The sequence below is a fragment of the Amycolatopsis palatopharyngis genome, from assembly GCF_003385185.1.
In the GTDB taxonomy this organism is placed as follows: Bacteria; Actinomycetota; Actinomycetes; order Mycobacteriales; family Pseudonocardiaceae; genus Amycolatopsis; species Amycolatopsis palatopharyngis.
Genome location: NZ_PQHZ01000016.1, coordinates 60,567 through 74,237, shown reverse-complemented (window position 1 = coordinate 74,237; position 13,671 = coordinate 60,567). Strand labels below are relative to the sequence as shown.

The following is a 13,671-nucleotide window of genomic DNA, read 5'->3' as shown; positions in this document are numbered from 1 at the left end:
AAGCCGCACGAAAGGTGTACCGCTGATGAAACTGAATCGTTCCCGGATAACGGCGAGCCTGCTCGCCATGGCCGTGGCCGGTGTCCTGGCCGTCGTCCTACCGGCATCCACAGCGTCCGCCGCGGACTGCGCGACACCCTGGAACTCCTCGGCGGCGTACTGGGGCGGCACCACGGTCTCCCACAGTGGGCACAACTGGTCCGCGAAGTGGTGGACCCAGAACGAGATTCCCAGCACCGGCGGTTCCGGAGTGTGGGCCGACCAGGGGACCTGCGGTGGCAGCACACCGACCGACCCGAACCCCTCGGGCTTCGTCGTCAGCGAGGCCATGTTCAACCAGATGTTCCCGAGCCGGAACTCCTTCTACACCTACAGTGGACTGACCGCGGCGCTGAGTTCGTATCCCGCTTTCGCCAACACCGGCAGCGATACGGTCAGGAAGCGCGAGGCGGCGGCCTTCCTGGCCAACGTCAACCACGAGACCGGCGGCCTCGTGCACATCGTGGAGCAGAACACCGACAACTACCCGCACTACTGCGACGCGAGCCAGCCCTACGGCTGCCCGGCGGGACAGGCGGCGTACTACGGCCGCGGTCCGATCCAGCTCAGCTGGAACTTCAACTACAAGGCAGCGGGCGACGCTCTGGGACTCAATCTGCTGCACAATCCCTACCTGGTGCAGAACGACGCGGCGGTGGCCTGGCGCACGGCGCTCTGGTACTGGAACACCCAGAGCGGCCCCGGCACGATGACCGGCCACCACGCGATGGTCAACGGCCACGGCTTCGGACAGACGATTCGCAGCATCAACGGAGCGCTCGAATGCGACGGCCGTAACCCGGGGCAGGTGCAGAGCCGGGTCGACGCCTACCAGCGGTTCACCCAGATCGTGGGCACCACCGCCGGCGACAACCTGTACTGCTGATCGAACGTCCCGCGCGGCCGGGGGAAGGCGCACTGCGCGCCTTCCCCCGGTTCGCCACGCTTCGCCGGACTACGCGGTTAATCTGAGGAAACAGAACCCAGGGAGCCGGTGCAGCGTGGAACTCGATCTCGCCCAGGTACGGGCCTTTGTGGTCACCGCTGAGCGGCGCCACTTCAGCCGGGCCGCGGAAACACTGTTCCTCAGCCAGCAGGCGTTGTCCAAACGCATCCGTAAGCTCGAGGAATCACTGGCGCGGCCGCTCTTCCTCCGCACCAACCGATCGGTGGAGCTGACCGAGGACGGCGAGCGGTTCCTGCCCCATGCTCGTGCGCTGATCCGCGCCGCCGACACCGCGCTCGCCGCGATGACGGAGGGGGACCGGCCGCTGCGGGTCGACCTGATCGACAACCGCCTCGCACCGATGCGCATCCTGCGCAGACTCGCCGTTCGCGATCCGGAACTACGAATCGAACGCGGTGCTCGCCACGGCCTCGCCAACGCACTGGACCCACTGGTGCTGGGCGAGATCGACGTGGCGTTCGGCCGGGTGAACGACCTCGGCCGGGATCTGCCCACGGAACTCGAACACCGGCTCGTCCGCCTCGAACCACTGGTCGCCCTGCTGGCGCCGGAGCACCCACTCGCCGGAGGGAAGGTGATCAGGTGGGCCGATCTGCGTGCCGAGGGGATCTGGTTGCCGTCGCTGGCCGGGCCGGTGGAGTGGCTGTCCTACCTGCGGCATATGTGCGCGGCCTTCGACGTCCCGATCGACGACTCCGGCGTCAGCTTCGATCTGCGGCACACCCTGGAACAGACCAGGTACGGCAGGCAGCGGGTCACGCTGGCAGGGGCCGATATGGAACTCGCCCCGGACCTCAACCTGCGGGTACTGCCGTTCGAACCCGCGCCGTTGTTCCCGTGGTCGGCGGTGTGGCGCAGGGACGGTCAGCATCCGGCCCTCCGGCGGATGCTGACCCTGCTGGGCCGGACGAGCCGAGCGGAGGGCTGGTGCGACCACGATCCCGAGCGATCCTGGCTACCCGATGCCGATCAGCTCACGCTCGCAGATGCCGCGCGAACCACGCGGTGAACTCGGCGTCGACAACGGCCGCGTGCGGGGTCTGCGGTGCCGCGTCCAGACCTGGCTCCTCGGCCAGGGCGTGCTCCATGCCGGGCACGGTGACCAGGCGTGAGCGCTCGCCGAGCACCTCGTGCAGTGCGGCCGCGGGCTCACGGAACGCGATGTCATCGTGCTCGCCCACGACCAGCAGCACGTTCGCGTCGAGTTCACCGCAGCGCCGCACGAAGTCGTAGTTTCCCGCGACAGCACGAGACCGTTCGGACCACTCGTAGGTGACGCCGAACCGCCGTTCGTTGGCGGCGACGGCCGGTGCCAGTTGCGTGACCGGGCTGACCAGCGCCGCCGCGTCGATGGACACCTCGGAACGGGCCAGTACCTCGAGTGCGATCGTGGCACCGGCCGAGCCGCCCGCGACACCGACCGGGCCTTCGGCCAGAGACAACTGGGATCGAAGCTCCGTCAGGGCAGCGGGAAACTCGTCGGCGGCCTGCGCGGTCACAGGCTCCGCGACGTTGAGTACGTAATCGGCACTGGCAAGGCGGAAGAACTCGTCGAACCCGCCCTCCGGCATCCGGGCGCCGGACATCGGCAACCCGAAGTACACCCGCCAGGCCCGCAGTCCGGCCATCGGCAGTGCCGCGGCCATCGCGGCCTCGCTGCGCGGTGCGTCCATCAGGTGCCAGGTGACCACCAGTGGAGCCGCCGCAGACGCGTCGGCAGGTGGCAGCGCCACGAACGGAACTCCGGCGGCCACACCCTGAATTTGCGCTGAGGTCTGCATCGTCATCTCCTCGTCCCCGCCGGCTCGATGTGTCCGGCTGCTGAGAACGAGCAAACCCCAACTGCGTATCCCCTGGCCAACAGCTATTCGAGGGCCGATGACAACCGTTGGTTGTGATCGGCGGTCAGGATCCGGGCTGTGAACTCCTCCACCACGGACCCACCGGCTTCGACAACCTCGCCCCGCTCTGCGAGTCGACCCCGGAAACGGCACCAACCCTCATGCGCTCCCGCCCCCAGTACCTGACCGTGTCCGGCTCCGGAGCCGGCGCAGCATCCGGGCATCGCCGAATCCGACGGCACGGGCAGCCGACTCCACCGTGGCCCCCTGCCCGATCAGGTTCTCCGCGTGCTCGACCCGCAGAACCTGCTGGTAACGCAGCGGAGTGATCCCCGTTTCCCGCGCGAATGTCCTTGTCACGGTCCGCTCGCTGCATCCGGACGATCGCGCCAGTTGCGCGAGCGAGAGTGTCTCGGTGAACCGGGCGTCGATCAGATCCTGCACTCGGTGTACGACATCACTGAGGTGCGAACGGTGCCGCAACATGGCGCTGGACTGCCATTCGCCGCCGTTGCGGCGGGCGTAGACGACCATATTGCGGGCGATCCGCGCGGCGACCGCAGGGCCGTGACGGGTGGACACCAGGTACAGGGCGAGGTCGATCCCGCTGGCGATCCCGGCGGAGGTGACGATCCGTCCGTCCACTGTGTATAGAACGTCGCGGACCACAGTCGCCTTCGGGTACCGGCTCGCCAGCTCGTCCTGCAGATCGTGGTGTGTCGTGCACCGGCGGCCGTCCAGCAGGCCGGCCCGGCCCAGCGCCTCGGCTCCCGCGCACACGCTGGCGACGGTGCCGCCCGACTCATGGTGCTCGCGCAACCAGCGCAGGGTCGACTCCGCCAGCGGCCCGGTGCGGGCGAGCCGAGGAGCCCGCCAGCCGGGCACGAGGACAAGATCGCTCGAGTCCAGCTCGGGCAGGCCCTCCTGCGCGCACACCGGAAGACCCTGCGCGGTCGGCACCTCCGCCCGCTCCGCCACGTGTTGCAGCGTGTAGTCCAGCCCGAGGTCGGCGGCGCTGGAGAACACCTGCGCCGGCCCGGCGAGGTCGAGCAGGTGCAACCCCGGAACGAGGAGGAAAACGACTCGGCTCACGATCCGGTCAGCTTACTCCGGCCGGCTCCACCACGTCGGCGATCGTCGCGATCCTGGCGAATCGGTGGGCGAGAGCGTACTCCGTGCGCGACACGACGTCCTCCGCGGAGAGCGTGCGCGGGTCCGCGAGCAGCTCATCGACCGATCGGTCCCGAGGTGCGTCCGGGTGCGGGATGGGGAAGGTAGCGGTGGCCTCGGTGACGAAGGTGACGTCGAAACCGAGGTCCGTGGCGACCCGCGCGGTCGTCTCACAGCACTGCTCGGTCTGGATCCCGCAGATCACCAGTTCGCGAATACCCGCGGCGGTCAGCGACTGCTGCAGGTTGGTTGTGGTGAACGCGTTACGGGACGTCTTGGTGAGTACCGGTTCTCCCTCGCGCGGAGTGAGCCCGGCCATCGGCCGGACGAAGCCACCGTTGGGATCGAAGACATTGCCCGTGCCCGGCTCGGTGTGCAGCACCCAGACCACCAGATCGTCGCTGTCGCGGGCCGCGTCGACGAGCACACCTGCGCGGTTCGCGATGTCCGGGTTGGACACCGCGGACCAGATGGGCCGCTGCTGGAAGGATTCCTGGACGTCGATGACGAGAAGTGCTCTGTTCATACGGTCGAGTCTTCCCCTGCACAACCGCGATCGGCAGACACGATCACGCCGAGGTACGGAACGATCCGGTCAGGACGCTCACGCCTTCTCCCCTACCGGCACAGCCATCCCGTGCCTTCCGGCGTACGAGGCGACCGGCGGCGGGCTCCAGTCCTTGGTGAGTTCGGCGCGTGGCCGGTACACCTCCACGCCCAGCGGTCTGCACACCTCGATCGGATCGCGCGCGTCCGGCCCCCACAGCGGGATCGACAGGTCACCCGCCGGGCAGGTCGAAAGTGCGCACAGCAGGTCCTGTTCCGCGAAGAAGTCGAAGTGGTCACCGGCCCGGGCCGGAGACGTCTTCATGAAGTAGCGGTCCTCGTCGTTGAGGCCGGTGCACTGGAAGACGTTGAGCACGTCGTGCACGTCGAACTCGGTCAGGCCGTACGGCAGCACCGCCCGAACCAGGTTGGAGTGGCAGTGGAAGTCGTAGTCCGCACCACTGAGAATCCGGTTCACATACGGGTCACAGCGGGTGCCGAGCAGGTCGTGCACCCGGCCTCCCTCGCTGTCCGTTCCGTAGGACTCCAGGCTGTCCGCGATCACGGTGAGCAGTGGGCGCAGGTACGGCAGAGTGGACCAGAGCCGGTCGTACCGGGTCACGTGCGCGGCCTGCAGTTGCCGGGTCCGCGAGGCCCACAGCCGCTCCCTGGGGTTGTGCCGGTTCCACACGTTCAGGTCCCCCACCTGCGGACCTTCCGGCGTGCTGATCCGGCATACGTATCCCGCAGGCACCTCCCACGCCCTGCCTGACCTGATCGGCAGGACGAAACTCTCGACGAGCTCCCGGCCCTCCTCCACGGCCAACCGGTCGTAAAAGGGCTTGTCGACGTCCATGATGCTGCCGGGTAGTGGCTGGTATGCCGCCTTCGGAGATCCCATGGGCGGTCAATCTAGTTCCGTCCGCCATCGTTCGCGAGGCGCTGGATCTCGTCGTAGCCGGGAATCCCGTCAGGCAGCGAGCCCCCGTCGCGGATCGCCTCGGCCGCCCGCACCGCGGCCTGTACCGCGCGGCGGAACAGGAGAGATCCGGTGCTGATCCGCCGCACCCCCAGCTCTCCCAGTTCGGCCACGGACTTTCCGCCCGGCAGGTGGAGCACGTTCAGCGGCGCGTCGATCCCGGCGACCAGGGCGCTGATCTCCACACCGGCACGCACCCCTGGCACGAAGACGCCGTGTGCTCCCGCCGCGACGTACCGCTCGGCCCTCGCCAGCGTCGGCGACGGTGTCGACATATCGACTCCAAGCCAGTACGTGTCCACCCTGGCGTTGACGAACAGCGAAGGCACCCGCTCCGTGATCGCGGCGATGAGCTCGCTCTGGTGCCCCGGGTCGGCGAGTTCGCTGCCCCGGCCGTCCTCGATGTTGAGCCCGGCCGCTCCCCTTGCCGCGATCTGCTCGGCGAACGCGGCGACCTCGGCCGGATCCTCATTGAAGCCGGCCTCGATGTCGACCGTGACAGGACAGGGCAGGTCACCGAGGAGTTCCGCGAGGGCGAGGGTCTGGTCGCGGGTACGGGCGACGCCGTCGGGCAGACCATGCGCCGCCGCCACACCCAGGCTGGTCGTGCCGACAGCGGCGAAACCGGCGGCCGCCAGCGCCGCGCCCGAGGCGTGGTCCCAGGCGTTGGGCAGCAGCAGCGGCTCGTCGCCGTGGTGCAGTGCGTGGAAGATCTCCCTGCTCATCGAAAGCTCACCCCTTCTGCGACGCCCGCCGCGACGGCGACGGCATGTTCCTGTCCCGGACAGCGGTGCAGGCCCGCTCCGAACGGTAGTCCGGCCGCGGCGAGGTCGACCTCCAGCCGCACACCGCCGGGAGCGATGCGTCTGGTGCTCCGGACCGGTGGATCACGGCGCAGCACTTCCGCGACGACAGCGTCCGGGACCCGGTTCCCGTCGTGCCGTACGGCGTCCATGACGCTTTCCACCAGGGCCGCCGTAGCGTCGCACGCCTGCACGAGCAGCCCGATCACTGCCGCGGTGCGTTCGTCCGCGGTCCCCCCGCAGCAGGCGACAAGCCGCGCGACGGCGCGATCGGCGGCGGAAAGTGTGACGGAGTCATGCGCGGTGTGCGGGTGATAGGCCGCGGCGATCGCGGAGACCGTCGCCGCACGCACACCCGTGATCCCCAGCGCCTCGGCGAGCAGTTCGACCGGCGGCGTATGTGGCCTCGCGGCCGCGTTGGCGCGCAGATCGCCCGGTGGCACCTTGGCGAGCAGTTCGACGGCAGTCGCTCTGCGGCGTTCGTGATCTACTCCCGAACTGAACCGGGCGACGGTGCAGCGGAGCCATTCGATGCCCGCGGGAACGGGCGGGACCGCGCAGCGGTCGTCTTCGAGTGTGGCCGCGTCCGCGGCGGTGTGGGTCCGCATAGGGCGAAACTACGAGCGGAACGGTTCGGTGGTGGCCGAAACGTTCGAGGGGCAGAATCGAGTCCATGTCGCGCAGCGCCGAACTCGCGGACCTCGCGGGGTTGCTGGCCGATCGCACCAGGGCCGCCTTCTGCCTCGCACTGCTCGACGGCAGGGCCTGGACGGCCGGTGAACTCGCGACGCACGCAGGTGTCGCCGCCTCCACCGCCAGCGAGCACCTGGACCGGCTACTCGCCGGCGGGTTGCTGGTCCAGCGCAGGCAGGGCAGGCACCGGTACGTCCAGATCGCGGGACCGCAGACCGCGCAACTGCTGGAGACGCTGACCGCACACCTCGAACCCGCGCCGCGTCCCGCCAACTCGCTGCGCTCGGCCACAGTGTCGGCCGCACTGGCGCGCGGACGCACCTGCTACGACCACCTCGCGGGCAGGCTCGGCGTTGCCATCACCGACGCGATGACCGCGCGCGGACTGCTCGACAGGCGAAACGGCTTCACGCTGACCGAGTCCGGAGTGGACTGGCTCACCGGCCCACTGGGCGTCAATCCGGAGGTGTTGCGCACGAGCCGCCGTCCGGTCGCCAGGGAATGTCTGGATTGGACCGAACGGCGGTCACACCTCGCGGGAACGGCGGGGGCGCAGCTCCGGCTGCGCCTGGCCGGCAACGACTGGATCCGGCGAACCGGCAGTGGCCGCGCCGTCCGGCTGACACCGGCGGGCGCGGCCGCACTGCACGAACTGCTCGGGCTGGAGGCCGACGCGATGGAGCTGCTCTGACCTCAGGCGTCCCTGCGAGCGAAGACCACCATCGCGCCACCGACCATCAGCACGACGTAGACCAGCAGCACCATTCCCGCCCCCATTGGCGACAACAGCGCACCAGGGTTCGCTGCCGCCAACTGTCCCGGCAGGTTCGGCAACATCACCGAGGCGATCCTGTCGTTCCACGGTGCGGGCAGGAACATCGTGATCACCGGTGCGACGAACAGCAGCGCCGTCATCGTCACCAGGGTGCCCGCACTGGAGCGAAGCACCGTGGCAAGACCGAAGGCCACCAGCGCGACGACCATCACCACCAGTCCGTTGGCGAGTACCAGCGGGATCGCGTCGGCCGGTGTCTCCCACGGCGAGATCGGGCGGGGACGGTCACCGACGATCAGCCAGGTCGAGAGGAACGCCAGCCAGGCGAGCATTTGCCCGGCGACGAGCGCGCCACCACCGAGTACCACCGTCCGTGCCAGCATCATCGTGCGGCGCCGCGGCACGGTGACGAGACTCGTCCGGATCATCCCGGTGCCGTACTCCCCGGCTACCGCGAGTCCACTGAGCACCGCGAGGCAGAACATGCTGAACGGCGTCGAGAGCAGTCCGACGTCGGCGCTCGCGAACAGGGCCTGCTCGCTCGGTGGCGAGTCGTCCCAGTCGGCGGTCATCAGCATCGCGATGACAGAGGTCAGTGCCAGTGCCACCAGGGCTGCTCCGAGCACGAAGTAGGTGGACCGCACCGTTCGCAGCTTGGTCCACTCCGAGGCGATGACATCTCCCAGCATTGCTGTCCTCATCGGACACTTTCCTCCAGTCCTGCCCGGTACTGCACGCTCTCGTCGGTGATCTCCAGGTAGGCCTCCTCCAGCGAGGCACTTCGCGGGGTGAGTTCGTGCACGGATATCCCCCGTTTCGCGGCGATGTCACCGATCTTCACCGGATCGCATCCGGTCACCGAGAGCGCTCCGTCCGGCTCGCCCAGCACTGTCGCGCCCGCGGCCGCCAAGGCCGCGCCCAGCTCGGCGGGTTTCGGGGTACGCACGAACACGTCCCTGCGGAAGTGCGCCAGCAGGTCGGCCATCGAGGTCTCGGTGACGAGCCTGCCGCGTCCGAGCACCAGCACGTGATCCGCCGTCAGCGCCATCTCGCTCATCAGGTGGCTGGACACCAGCACCGTGCGCCCTTCGCCGGCCAGCGACCGCATCAGCTCACGGATCCAGCGGATGCCTTCCGGGTCGAGCCCGTTCACCGGTTCGTCGAACAGCAGCACCCCCGGATCACCGAGCAGCGCGCCCGCCACCCCCAGCCGTTGCTTCATTCCCAGCGAGTAGCCGCCGATCCGCTTGCGCGCGACCCCGCCGAGTCCGACCTGCTCCAGTACCTCGCTCACCCTGGCCCGCCCGATCCGGTTCGCCCGTGCCAGGCAGTACAGGTGATCTGCCGCCCTGCGTCCCCCGTGCACCGCTGCGGCGTCCAGCAGCGCACCCACCTCATGCAGTGGCCACCGGATCTGCGCGTACCGCTTGCCGTTCACCAGCGTCCGTCCCGAATTCGGGGTGTCGAGGCCGAGAATCGTGCGCATCGTGGTGGACTTGCCCGCGCCGTTGGGCCCGAGGAACCCGGTGACCCTGCCGGGCCGCACGGTGAAACTCAGCCGGTCGACGGCGAGCGTCGCGCCGTATCGCTTTGTCAGTTCCGCTACTTCGATCATGTGCACAACGCTGCCGCTACCAGCGCGAAAGCACATCGGACCGGAGCCTGGGACCGCATTCGGCAGGTCAGACCCAGGGCTGACCTACCGGGGTCCGACGCGCGAACGAAGGCGACCGGCTAGCGTCGCCGGGGTGGCCGAGACCCGCGTACGTGAGCTGATGAGCAGCAGGTTCCGCGACGCCCACCTGCACCTGCTCGATCTGGCCGTCGCCATCGCCACGCTGGTGGTCTACATCGGATTCTCCCAGGCCGGCACCAGTCACGTTCCCGAAGGCGCCCCGTGGCTCGGCTGGCTGATCGCTGCGGCTGTCGGCCTTCCGCTGGCGGTGCGCAGACGGTGGCCGCTTCCGGTGCTGTTCGTCGTGCTCACCGGGCAGTTGGCCGCGACCTGGCTGCACATGATCCTGGAGCCCTACCTCGCCTCGGCCTACGCGCTCTATCTGGTCGGTCTGGCCGAATCGCTGCGCCGCTCGATCGCCGGTCTCGTGCTGGCGATGGCAGGCTCGGCGATCGCGGTGCTGGCGAACCAGACCGCGACGGAAAGCGACGCCACCTTCGCGGCGGTCTGGTTCATCCTCGGTGCCGCGTGGGTCGCAGGACGTGCGATCCGGAACAGGCGCGCCAAGACCGCGGCGGAGTCCGAGCACCGGGCCAGACAGGCGGTCCTCGACGAGCGCCTGCGCATCGCCCGGGAACTGCACGATGTCGTGGCGCACAGCATGAGCCTGATCGCGGTGAAGGCGGGTGTGGCGCACCATATCGCCGAGGACCGTCCCGAGGAGGCAAGAGCCGCGCTCGGGATCATCGAGACCACGACACGCGAAGCCCTCGTGGAGATGCGCCACGTCCTCGGTGTCCTGCGTTCGGGTGCGGAACTGGATACCGAACTCACGCCCGTACCTGGCCTTGCCGGGCTGCCCGCGCTGGCCGAGCACGCGAGGATGGCGGGGGTGACGGTGGAGCTGGAGGTCGACGGGCAGGACCGATTGCCCGACGGAGTGGAGGTGTCGGCGTTCCGGATCGTGCAGGAGGCGCTCACGAACGTGGTTCGGCACGCGGCGCCCGCACACTGCCAGGTGCGGGTGCGAATCGGGGACGGCGAGGTGCGAATCGAGGTGACCGACGACGGACCCGGCCTCCGCCAGCCGGCGGATCAGACCGTCCCCGGCCACGGCCTCATCGGAATGCGGGAGCGGGTGGCCGTGTACGACGGCACATTCGAGGCAGGACAACGGAATCCGGGGGACTCGGGAGGATTCGCCGTGACCGCCACCCTGCCCTTCCGGGGCGGGGACGCGACGTGAACGCGGAGAGACAGGTCCGGGTGCTGATCGCGGACGATCAGGCACTGTTGCGGGGCAGTTTCCGGATGCTGCTGGAGAGCGCGCCAGGGCTCACCGTCGTCGGCGAGGCGGGAAACGGTGCCGAGGCCGTCGAACTGGCCGTGCGGGAACGACCCGATGTCGTTCTGATGGACGTGCGCATGCCGGAGATGGACGGCATCGAGGCGACGCGGCGGCTGTGTGCGGCTGCCGCCGGTCCCCGTGTCCTGATCCTCACCACCTTCGATCTGGACTCCTATGTCTTCGCGGCGCTGCGGGCCGGGGCAAGCGGCTTCCTGCTCAAGGACACCCCGCCCGCCGATCTGCTGTCGGCCGTCCGCGTCGTCGCGGCGGGTGAGGGCCTGCTCGCACCCACCGTCACTCGACGGTTGATCGCCGAGTTCGCGGCCCGTCCGCTGCCCCGGCGCACCCCGCAGCGCACGCTCGACGGGGTGACCGCACGCGAGCGGGAGGTGCTCGCGCTGATCGCCGCAGGCTTGTCGAACGACGAGCTCGCCGCCGAGCTGCACCTGAGCATGGCGACGGTGAAAACGCACATCGGCCGGCTACTGGCCAAACTGGGTGCACGCGACCGCGCCCAACTGGTCATCGCCGCCTACGAAAGCGGCCTGGTAACCCCGGCAGGCTGAGCGTCAAACGCCCCCAATGTGGCATTCGGGACGCTGGTGTTCCCCAATGCGGCATTCGGGACGTTCAAGTTCCCCAATGCGGCATTCGGGACGTTGGAGTTCCCCAATGCCACATTGGGGAACACCTCTGGCGCGGGGCTGCGGGCCGGCGGGCGGCGTCCGACTCATGGCCGTGGCAGGCGTTCGGCGGGGTCCGATAGCCTGCGTAGGCATCACCGAACGTGACGGGGGTAACCAGCATGACCGACGGCGAAGACCGTTCACCAGAAGCGCCTCCTGGTGTCGACCTCGAGAAGCCGTCGGCGGCCCGGATCTACGACTGGTACCTCGGCGGCACCCAGAACTGGGCGGTCGACCGCGAGTTCGGCAGGAAGATCGAACAACTCTGGCCGCACGCCAAGCACGGCTCGCGGCACAACCGGCAGTTCATGAACCGCGCCGTCCGCGCGGCCCTCGATGCCGGGATCAGGCAGTTCATCGACCTCGGCTCCGGCGTGCCCACCGTGGGCAACGTGCACGAGGTGGTCCGCGACCACCTGCCGGAGTCGGAGCACGCCAGCGTGGTCTACGTCGACTTCGAGGCGGTCGCGGCGGCACACGCCAGGCTGATCCTGGAACGCGAGGGCGCGACCGACTGGGCTGCCCTCGTGCAGCAGGACATGCGGCATCCCAATGCGATCCTCAACGATCCGGAGACCCAGCGGCTCATCGACCTCGATCAGCCGGTCTGCCTGCTGATGATCGCCGTGCTGCACTTCGTCGGTCCCGACGACCGGCCACTGGACATCATCAAGGCCTACACCGACCGGCTACGCGCGGGCAGCTGGCTCGCGCTGTCACATATGACCGTTCCGGACGACCCGGAGGCCGCGGCGGGTGTGCTCCGCTTCGCCGAGCAGTACAAGTCGACGGCCAACCCGGTCTGGCTGCGGCCACGCGAGGAGATCGCGTCGTGGTTCGACGGACTGGACCTGCTCGAGCCCGGGGTGACCCACCTGACCGACTGGCGCCCCGACTTCGACGCGGACAACCTGCCGCCACGCGATCTGGCTGCGAAACCGTTCGCCTGGTGCGGCGTCGCCGAGAAGCAGGCGTAGGGCTTCTACCGCACCGCCACGGACAGTGCCTGGGCGATCTCCTTACCGAGCGCGTGCGTCGCCGCCTGCGCCGGTGACCCCACCCGGACCACTATCGGCCCGCCGAACGGCTGGCGCTCGACCACCTCGATCCGCTCACCGAGGCCGATAGCACGCTCGGACAGATACCGCAGCAGCTCCGGATCGGTGTCCCAGACGCGCACGATCTCGCCAACGGTGCCCGGCTCCAGCTCGTCCAGCAGGTGCGTGGGCAACTCCTCGACACTGCCGTCCATCGCTGGAATCGGATCGCCGTGCGGATCGCGCACCGGGTTGCCCAGTTTCGCCGCGATGCGCTCGATCAGCCGGTCGGATACCGCGTGTTCGAGCTGGTCGGCCTCGACGTGCACCTCGTCCCAGGTGTAGCCGAGTTCGGAAACCAGGTAGGACTCGATCAGCCGGTGCCTGCGCAGTACGGCGCGCGCGAGCAGGCGTCCTTCCCCGGTCAGCTCGATACCGCGGTACGGAACGTGGGCGACCAGCCCCTGCTGGGAGAGCTTGGTCACCATGCCCGACGCCGACGAAGGGCTCACCTCGAGGCGGCTCGCCAGCGAGGTGTTCGTCACCGGCTCGCCCCGCTCCGCCAGACCGTAGATCACCCTGAGGTAGTCCTCGATGGACGAGGACCGCCGATTCGTTCCATCAGGCATACCGCATACGATACGGCGCCCTCACTCCCGCGCGGGCCGCCACCGGTAGCGGGTCCACCCGTGCACCTCCTGCGCACCGAGCTGCTTGTAGAACGCGGCCGCCCTGTCGTTGCCCTCCTGCATATCCCACTCGACCCTGCCGGCGGTGCGATCACGCAGCTCCGCCAGTAGTTCCCCGCCGAGTCCGTACCTGCGGTGCTCGGGCCGGATGAACACGTCGTCGAGCCAGATCCCCGGGCGCGCCTCCCAGGTGGAGAAGCTCCAGGTGCAGAAGGCGAAACCGGCCACCGTGCCCTGCTGCCCCGGCGGCTCGGCGATCAGCACCCACGCCTTGGGGTCCGTGCCGAAGAGGTGCCGCCGCATGTCCTCGCGGTCGAGGACGAGCTCGTCGTTTCCCTCGTAGCGGGCGTGCTCCTCGATCAGCGCGCAGATCTCCTCGACGTCGCCTTCCACGGCATCGCGTACGGGCATGTGCTCTCCTTT

Annotated in this window: 16 protein-coding genes; 6 read left to right on the top strand and 10 right to left on the bottom strand. The window is 69.0% G+C overall.

Annotated elements, in window-relative coordinates; all coding sequences use genetic code 11:
- Window positions 1-25 precede the first annotated feature (25 nt).
- On the top strand, window positions 26-925 hold the full coding sequence (locus D0C15_RS14845) for a glycoside hydrolase family 19 protein (protein ID WP_116045475.1): 900 nt from the start codon (window positions 26-28) through the stop codon (window positions 923-925).
- A 115-nt stretch (window positions 926-1,040) separates the two neighbouring features.
- Window positions 1,041-2,015, top strand: coding sequence for a LysR family transcriptional regulator (locus D0C15_RS14840; RefSeq protein ID WP_116045472.1), 975 nt, complete (start codon window positions 1,041-1,043; stop codon window positions 2,013-2,015).
- Here D0C15_RS14840 and D0C15_RS14835 read toward each other — a convergent pair.
- The 6 genes from D0C15_RS14835 to D0C15_RS14810 all read right to left on the bottom strand — a co-directional run bounded on the left by D0C15_RS14835 (window position 1,981) and on the right by D0C15_RS14810 (window position 6,953).
- Window positions 1,981-2,793: an alpha/beta hydrolase family protein gene (locus D0C15_RS14835; protein WP_170161341.1), complete on the bottom strand. Its 813-nt coding sequence runs from the start codon at window positions 2,791-2,793 to the stop codon at window positions 1,981-1,983. The two genes, D0C15_RS14840 and D0C15_RS14835, sit on opposite strands and share 35 nt — an antisense overlap.
- A 213-nt stretch (window positions 2,794-3,006) precedes the next feature.
- Entirely contained in the window at window positions 3,007-3,939 is a 933-nt protein-coding gene (locus tag D0C15_RS14830; RefSeq protein ID WP_116045470.1) for a GlxA family transcriptional regulator, read from the bottom strand.
- Window positions 3,940-3,946: 7 nt separating this feature from the next.
- Window positions 3,947-4,543 carry an isochorismatase family protein gene (locus D0C15_RS14825; RefSeq protein ID WP_116045467.1) on the bottom strand — a complete coding sequence of 199 codons (597 nt, stop codon included), beginning with the start codon at window positions 4,541-4,543 and terminating at the stop codon, window positions 3,947-3,949.
- A gap of 78 nt (window positions 4,544-4,621) precedes the next feature.
- On the bottom strand, window positions 4,622-5,464 hold the full coding sequence (locus D0C15_RS14820; RefSeq protein WP_116045465.1) for an urea carboxylase-associated family protein: 843 nt from the start codon (window positions 5,462-5,464) through the stop codon (window positions 4,622-4,624).
- Window positions 5,465-5,475: 11 nt separating this feature from the next.
- Window positions 5,476-6,267, bottom strand: coding sequence for an isocitrate lyase/PEP mutase family protein (locus D0C15_RS14815; protein ID WP_116045462.1), 792 nt, complete (start codon window positions 6,265-6,267; stop codon window positions 5,476-5,478).
- Window positions 6,264-6,953: a hypothetical protein gene (locus tag D0C15_RS14810; protein WP_211323199.1), complete on the bottom strand. Its 690-nt coding sequence runs from the start codon at window positions 6,951-6,953 to the stop codon at window positions 6,264-6,266. The genes D0C15_RS14815 and D0C15_RS14810 overlap by 4 nt, the downstream gene beginning before the upstream one ends.
- Before the next feature lie 65 nt (window positions 6,954-7,018).
- Here D0C15_RS14810 and D0C15_RS14805 point away from each other — a divergent pair, with 65 nt between their 5' ends.
- Window positions 7,019-7,729: an ArsR/SmtB family transcription factor gene (locus D0C15_RS14805; RefSeq protein ID WP_116045460.1), complete on the top strand. Its 711-nt coding sequence runs from the start codon at window positions 7,019-7,021 to the stop codon at window positions 7,727-7,729.
- Between the two features lie 2 nt (window positions 7,730-7,731).
- Here D0C15_RS14805 and D0C15_RS14800 read toward each other — a convergent pair whose 3' ends face one another.
- Window positions 7,732-8,514 (bottom strand): ABC transporter permease, encoded by a 783-nt coding sequence (locus D0C15_RS14800; RefSeq protein ID WP_116045458.1) that lies wholly within the window; start codon window positions 8,512-8,514, stop codon window positions 7,732-7,734.
- Window positions 8,511-9,428 (bottom strand): ABC transporter ATP-binding protein, encoded by a 918-nt coding sequence (locus D0C15_RS14795; RefSeq protein ID WP_116045456.1) that lies wholly within the window; start codon window positions 9,426-9,428, stop codon window positions 8,511-8,513. Before D0C15_RS14795 ends, D0C15_RS14800 begins: the two co-directional genes overlap by 4 nt.
- A gap of 133 nt (window positions 9,429-9,561) precedes the next feature.
- Here D0C15_RS14795 and D0C15_RS14790 point away from each other — a divergent pair, with 133 nt between their 5' ends.
- The 3 genes from D0C15_RS14790 to D0C15_RS14780 all read left to right on the top strand — a co-directional run bounded on the left by D0C15_RS14790 (window position 9,562) and on the right by D0C15_RS14780 (window position 12,499).
- On the top strand, window positions 9,562-10,734 hold the full coding sequence (locus tag D0C15_RS14790; RefSeq protein ID WP_245975804.1) for a sensor histidine kinase: 1,173 nt from the start codon (window positions 9,562-9,564) through the stop codon (window positions 10,732-10,734).
- Window positions 10,731-11,402, top strand: a complete 672-nt coding sequence (locus D0C15_RS14785) for a response regulator (protein ID WP_281270705.1) — start codon at window positions 10,731-10,733, stop codon at window positions 11,400-11,402. Before D0C15_RS14790 ends, D0C15_RS14785 begins: the two co-directional genes overlap by 4 nt.
- A gap of 239 nt (window positions 11,403-11,641) precedes the next feature.
- Complete coding sequence (locus D0C15_RS14780; RefSeq protein WP_116045454.1) at window positions 11,642-12,499, top strand: SAM-dependent methyltransferase; 858 nt, start codon at window positions 11,642-11,644, stop codon at window positions 12,497-12,499.
- Window positions 12,500-12,504: 5 nt separating this feature from the next.
- Here the strand turns inward: D0C15_RS14780 and D0C15_RS14775 are convergent, their stop codons facing one another.
- Both D0C15_RS14775 and D0C15_RS14770 read right to left on the bottom strand, forming a co-directional pair.
- Entirely contained in the window at window positions 12,505-13,188 is a 684-nt protein-coding gene (locus D0C15_RS14775; protein ID WP_116045452.1) for a metal-dependent transcriptional regulator, read from the bottom strand.
- A 21-nt stretch (window positions 13,189-13,209) separates the two neighbouring features.
- Window positions 13,210-13,659, bottom strand: a complete 450-nt coding sequence (locus D0C15_RS14770; protein WP_116045450.1) for a GNAT family N-acetyltransferase — start codon at window positions 13,657-13,659, stop codon at window positions 13,210-13,212.
- Window positions 13,660-13,671 lie beyond the last annotated feature (12 nt).